The following is a 6,425-nucleotide window of genomic DNA, read 5'->3' as shown; positions in this document are numbered from 1 at the left end:
GGAGGTTTAATTTTTTTTGAATTTTAGTAAGTTTTTGGCATTGTTAGTTGTTTGTGCTGTTTTTTTAAGTGCGAATGTTGTTTTTGCTAGTGATGTTAGTGATTTTAATGCTACTGATGCAGGTATTAATGATCATATTGGTGCAGTACCTGTTTCTAAGGATGTTGATTCGTATAGTAATTTTGTTAATGTTTCTTCATCTGGTGATTTTAAGAAGGCTATGGGTGATGCGCATAGTGTGCATGTTAAATATGGAAATCATGTTCTTAATTTAACTAAAAAGAATTATAATTTTAACACTGGTGATGACGTTTTATTCCATATAGATCATGGTGATGTGGTTGTTATGGGTAATGGTGCGACTTTGTCTTGTAATGGTAAGACTTTTTTTAATGTTGGTAAAAATGTGAGGTTGTCTTTGTGTAATCTTACTTTTACTGGTTGTAAGCCTGCTATTCGTTCTTATGGTGAAGTTGTAGCTTATAATGTTACTTTTGTTGATAATCAGCGTAGTGATACTCTTAATTCCCATGGTTTGATGCGTGAAGGAGGAGCAATAGATAATTTCGCGGATTTAACCTGTGCTAACTGTACTTTCAAAAACAATAAAGGTAGTTATGGTGGTGCAGTTTGCGGAGAAGACGGATCAGTAAACAAATTCCTTGACTGTAAATGGGGAGGAAATACGGGTACAGGTGAAGATCTCTATATGAGTAACGGTGCTAGTGCGTATGTATTTTTAAATCATGTTAATCAGGTACCATTGTTTGAATGTAGTGATACTGGTCTTGTACGTGTTTTAAACACAAAAAACAACAATTCCAATTTCACTAAAGTAATAAACGTTAGAAACAGTGAAGAACTTAGTAAAGTTTTAGTTCAGTTGACTGCTGCGTCTAAGTATAATTATGCGGATGTTGTTATTAATTTAACTGGTAATAAGGAGTATACTTTGAGTCCTGAGGATTATGGTGGTTTATGGAAAAGAATTGTGAATCATGTTAATGATTTGGATTCATTTTTAGACATTGGTGGTATGTTAGGTGGACTTAAAGACTGGGGTGTAAGTCTTTTCACTAATACTAAAAAAGATGAAGCTGATAAGTTTGTTGATGCTCACTTCTGTAAAATTAAAGGTGGAATGAATGTCCATCTTGTTGGTAATGGTGCAACTATAAGGTGTAATGGTGATAAAAATGCTAATTATCACTTGTTTTATGTTACATCTTCTGGTGTTTTAACTCTTGATAATGTAACTGTTAAAGGTTTTAATAGTGCTATTATTAATCATGGGCGTGTTTTGGCGAATAATACTGATTTTGTTGGTAATGAGATTTCGTTATTTCTTTGCAGAAGACGATAATGGTGGAGCTGTACGTAATTTTGGATCATGTGATTTTGTTAACTGTACTTTTGGCGATAATAGTGCTAAATATGGTGGTGTAATCTACAATGAAGGTAGTGCTAATTTATTAGATTGTATTTTTAACAATAATCGAGGTTACAATAAAGAAGGAAGCGCAATCTACGACTCAAAACTCGGAAGATCTAATATTATTTATTCAGATAATAGTACGGCTTTTAACGGAACTTATTTCTTGGATAAGGGTATTAGTCAGATAAAGAATTGTGTTTTGTCTTATACTGCTAATTGGATGTCTGTTGCTACTATGATTGCAGGTATTTTCTTTGCTCCTTTGGAAGGTGTTTCTGCTGTGATTTCTGGTGCTGTTAGTGTTGGTGCTGCTAGTGCTGCTAGTACTTGGATTAACTCTTACAAAGCAGTATGTAACCATGATGTACATGTTGGTAACTTAGTTTGGAGTTCTGTAAATACTGCAATTGGACATTTAATGATGTATGGATTAGGTAAAACAATCGGTAAAAAATTATTCAAACAAAATAAAGGTGATGTTAAAGCTCCTAAGGAGAAATATGCTAAACGTGATGTGCGTATTAAGGAGGCTGATCCTTATGAAGATATTGGTGAAAAAAACCCTAATGAAAATCCACAAACATCTAGTAAGATAAGAACTATATTGGATGAGGAAAGAGAAAATCCAGTTAGTGAAAGTAAGAATCCTGTTAGTAAAAATAAAAATCCAAAGCCTGTCAAAATTAGTTTATCTGATAGTGATATGGAGTTAGGTAATAACATTATAATGAAAGGTGAACAAATTAAGTGGGAAGATCCTACCGGTGTGGTGGATAAGTTAATGCCAAATTATAATTTGGCAAGTATAAAAAATTATGTTGGACAATATAATGATTTAATACGTGGAGGGTGTAAAAATCCTGCTAGGTTAGTTAATGTTGTTAAAAATATCAATATGTTTTAATAATATTAAATCCGTTTTATCAAGTAGAGGGATTAGTGTTTCTCACGTGAGTAATTTCATGTCATTTTCTGCTGTGGATTCAATTTTTGAACCTCTTTGTGTATATTTAGACAATATGATGAATAGTATAAATATTGAATTTTGTAGAATTGGTTATTACCCATACGGTTAAGGTATTGAGAAATAGAAAGTAATATTATCCTTTGATTAAGGGGTTAATATTGCTTTTAAATACTTAAAATTTAGGTAGTGTTTTGAATAATTCTTTTTTTGTTATTCAAAACTAATTATTTTTTTTTGTAAAAATTAGAACTTTTTTTTAGTTAATTTTAAAATAAAAAAAGAAGGTTTTTGTAATTTAGTCATTTGCTAAATTATCAAAATATCCTTGAATAAATACAACTGGTGTTCCTTTATCCCCAGAACCACTAGTTAAATCACATAATGAACCTATTAAGTCGGTTAATTTTCTAGGAGTTGTTCCCTGGGTAATCATTTGACCAGTTAAATCTTTATCTTTGTGTTTTATTTCTTCTTTAATAGCTTCTTTTAATTCGTCACCTTTAAGGTCTGCGAATTTATTGTCAGAAACATATTTTAATTTAATTTCATTAGGAGTTCCTATTAATCCACTTGTATGTGCTGGTGAAACAACAGGATCTGCTAATTCCCAAATGTGTCCAACAGGATCTTTAAAAGCACCGTCTCCATAAACCATAACTTCAATTTGTTTTCCGCTTATTTCAATTAATCTTTTTTGAACTTCTTCAACTAATTGCTGACCGGTTTTTGGGAATAACTTTAATCTTTCTTCGGTTGCTTTGTTTGAACCAAGTAATCCATAATCTGGGTTAAATCCTGAATTTCCAATTGGTTTGGTTAAAACGTTGTGTAATCCGTAAACATTAGCTCCTTCATTTTTAAGTAATTTTGTTGTTTTTTCTCTTGTATGGATATCACAACTTAACACGTCACTGGTGTAGTCAAGAATTGTTTTAACATCATTTGAAAATACAAATTCAACTTCACAATCTTCACTTTCAATTAATTCCTTGTAAAAGTCAATCATGTTAATTCCAGTAAATGGATGTTTCCATGATCCAAATGTCTTTTTGTATTCTTCTTCACTAATAACGCTTGCTAAATTATATTCACTATTATCTAAAAGTTCTTCATCTAAAATACCGTTTCCAACTTCATCTGATGGGAAAGAAGTTAAAAGAGTGATTTTATCCATTCCTCTTGCAATACCTTTTAAGACAATGGAAAATCTGTTTCTACTTAAAATAGGATTTGTTACTCCAATATTTTTTGATGGGAATTTTTCCTGTAAATCCTGTGCAATATCATCAACAGTTACGTAATTTCCTTCAGAAATTCCAACAACTGCTTCTGTAATTGCTACAACATCTTTATCTTTAAATTCAAATCCTTCACTTTCTTTTGCAGCCATAATTGAGTCTACAACTATGGTTGCTAAATCATCATTTTCTTTAATAATTGGTGTTCTTATTCCACGAACAACTGTACCAACACATCGCATATTTTATTGCTCCGAATTATCATAATATAGATTTGGAATATTCATTATTCCATTAATTTTTTATATTTTTTTAATTATAAATATCTTGAGATTGTTTTTAGGCTTGTTTTTTAAAAATTGTTAAATACTATTTTTTAAAGATTAATATATTAAGAAAAATTTATGGAAGAGGTAATTTTTATATGATTTTTGCAGCAATTTTGGCTGGCGGGATTGGTTCAAGAATGAGTGGAACTGATGTGCCTAAACAGTTTTTACCATTAGGAAATAAACCTGTTATTATTCACACTATTGAAAAGTTTGTTATTAATGAAAAAATTGATAAGATAATTGTTTTAACACCTAAGAATTTCATTAATCATACCAACCATTTAATTGAAGAACATATTGGGAAAAATGATAATATTATTGTTATTGAAGGTGGTAAAACAAGAAATGATACATTAATTAATAGTATTAAGTATATTGATGAGAATTTTGGAATTGATGATGAGTCAATTATTCTTACTCATGATTCCGTACGTCCATTTGTAACTCACAGGATTATTGAAGATAATATTGATGCTGCAAAAAGATATGGTGCATGTGATACTGTAGTTCCTGCTACTGATACTATTGTTGAGAGTATTAATTCTAGGACTATTGAAAGTATTCCTGTAAGGGATTATTATTACCAAGGCCAAACACCACAGAGCTTCAATATAAAGAAACTTTTCAACTTAATCAATAGTTTAACAGAAGAAGAATCCAATGTACTTACAGATGCATGCAAAATATTTGTTCTTAAGGACGAAGATGTATATCTAGTTGATGGTGAAGTGACAAATATTAAAATTACTTATCCGTATGATTTAAAATTAGCAAATACAATACTTGAGGATATTCATGATTAATATTGTTTATAGATTAAAATCGCCGAAATTCTTTGAAGAGGCAATTGATGAAATTGAACTTGGTGGGGTTATTGTTAGACCTACCTATCTTTCAATTTGTCAGGCAGATCAAAGGTACTATCAAGGCTCACGTCCTGCTGAGGTTCTTGAAGAAAAATTACCTATGGCATTAATCCATGAAGCAGTAGGTGAAGTTGTCTTTGATGATTCTGGTGAGTTTAAATCTGGTGATAATGTTGTATTGATTCCAAATACTCCTGAAGGCGAAGATGTCTACAGGGCTAATTATTCATATAATTCTAAATTTAGAGGCAGTGGTTTTGATGGATTTACATCTGATTTAATTAAATTGGATGCAAGTCGTGTTGTTAAAATACCAGATGATTTTAACCTTCAGGTTTCTGCATTTATTGAACTACTCTCAGTAGCTTATCAGGGAATTTCCAAGTTTGATGAAATAGCAATAACTCCAAAAGATGTTTTAGGAGTATGGGGTGACGGTAATTTAGGTTTTATCACTGCTTTATTGCTAAAAGAAAAGTTTCCCGAATCCAAGATATTTGTTTTTGGAAAACACATGGAAAATCTTAGTTTATTTTCATTTGCTGATGGGATATATCCAATTCATAATGTTTCAAAAGATGTTACAATTGACCATGCATTTGAATGTGTAGGTTCAAGCGCATCACAATCTGCAATTGACCAGATTATTGATTTAATAAATCCTCAAGGAACAATAAATCTTTTTGGTGTAAGTGAATATCCAATACCACTTAATACTCGTATGGTTTTAGAAAAAGGACTTACAATTCAGGGAAATAGCCGTTCTGAAAGAGAAGATTTTGTTGGAGTTGTAGAAACTCTTAAACAAAACCCTAAACTTTTCGAATACCTGGAAAAATTAGTTACTCAAATATATGAAATCAATTCTCTAAATGATTTAAAAGAAGCATTTGATAGAGACTATATTTCCCGTTTTGGTAAAACTATCTTGAAATGGAACAAGTAATTAATTAAAATTATTAATTATCTTGAAATATTCCTTTCTAAAATAGTTTCTCTCTTCTTTTTTACATATCATTGGCATCATTGATAGAGCATATAAATCATCATTATCAAGAGTTTCTCCTTTTTTTAGTTTATTTTTAATTATATTGAGTAGCATATGTGCTGGATTTTCTTCAATTGCTGCAAGTTTGATTGTAAAGTCTGCTTCTGATTTAATTTCACATTCCTTAACACATATGTCAATTGTATTTGGACATATTATGTATATGGAAACGTGACAGTTCTTTTTTTCATATAATGCTTCTGCAAGTTCAACATATTTTACAAGTTCGTCTTCTGTAAAGTCGGTTAGCTGCAATTCAAGATATATAATTTCGTTATTTTCACTAATAAAGAGATTTCCTTCCTGGTGGATGTTGTCTTCTAATTGTAATTTATCAATTGGTAGTTTGCATCTGATTTTTCTTTTGTCGTTAAATGTTTCTTGTATGATTTTTGTTTGCATTATAAAATTTTGTTCTTCCATGATTTAACCTTATTAATTGATTTGCATTGCTTATATATAATTTTAAGATTAATAAAGTAGTAAGTTATTTTTTAAAGCAATTTTACAAGGTTAAATCAATATTTTTAAAAAAAGAA

At 30.4% G+C, this 6,425-nt stretch carries 6 protein-coding genes; 4 read left to right on the top strand and 2 right to left on the bottom strand.

Annotated elements, in window-relative coordinates; translation table 11 throughout:
* The first annotated feature begins 16 nt into the window (after positions 1 to 16).
* Positions 17 to 1,363 carry a hypothetical protein gene (locus PUD86_06525; protein ID MDD6776929.1) on the top strand — a complete coding sequence of 449 codons (1,347 nt, stop codon included), beginning with the start codon at positions 17 to 19 and terminating at the stop codon, positions 1,361 to 1,363.
* Positions 1,329 to 2,339 carry a hypothetical protein gene (locus tag PUD86_06520; protein MDD6776928.1) on the top strand — a complete coding sequence of 337 codons (1,011 nt, stop codon included), beginning with the start codon at positions 1,329 to 1,331 and terminating at the stop codon, positions 2,337 to 2,339. Before PUD86_06525 ends, PUD86_06520 begins: the two co-directional genes overlap by 35 nt.
* Before the next feature lie 358 nt (positions 2,340 to 2,697).
* On the opposite strand, the gene PUD86_06515 is transcribed toward PUD86_06520, so the two are convergent.
* Positions 2,698 to 3,882: a coenzyme F420-0:L-glutamate ligase gene (locus PUD86_06515; GenBank protein MDD6776927.1), complete on the bottom strand. Its 1,185-nt coding sequence runs from the start codon at positions 3,880 to 3,882 to the stop codon at positions 2,698 to 2,700.
* A 182-nt stretch (positions 3,883 to 4,064) separates the two neighbouring features.
* Between PUD86_06515 and PUD86_06510 the strand changes: the two genes are divergently transcribed.
* Together PUD86_06510 and PUD86_06505 are read left to right on the top strand one after the other, a co-directional pair.
* The gene (locus PUD86_06510; protein ID MDD6776926.1) at positions 4,065 to 4,775 is read left to right on the top strand and encodes a 2-C-methyl-D-erythritol 4-phosphate cytidylyltransferase; all 711 of its coding nucleotides are present in this window, start codon (positions 4,065 to 4,067) and stop codon (positions 4,773 to 4,775) included.
* Positions 4,768 to 5,784 (top strand): zinc-binding dehydrogenase, encoded by a 1,017-nt coding sequence (locus PUD86_06505; GenBank protein ID MDD6776925.1) that lies wholly within the window; start codon positions 4,768 to 4,770, stop codon positions 5,782 to 5,784. Before PUD86_06510 ends, PUD86_06505 begins: the two co-directional genes overlap by 8 nt.
* Here PUD86_06505 and PUD86_06500 read toward each other — a convergent pair whose 3' ends face one another.
* Positions 5,785 to 6,309, bottom strand: a complete 525-nt coding sequence (locus tag PUD86_06500) for a hypothetical protein (protein ID MDD6776924.1) — start codon at positions 6,307 to 6,309, stop codon at positions 5,785 to 5,787.
* Positions 6,310 to 6,425 lie beyond the last annotated feature (116 nt).

Source organism: Methanobacteriaceae archaeon (genome assembly GCA_029219465.1).
Classification (GTDB): domain Archaea; phylum Methanobacteriota; class Methanobacteria; order Methanobacteriales; family Methanobacteriaceae; genus Methanocatella.
The sequence above is the reverse complement of the archived record's forward strand: the minus strand, read 5'-3'. Positions and strand labels throughout refer to the sequence as shown.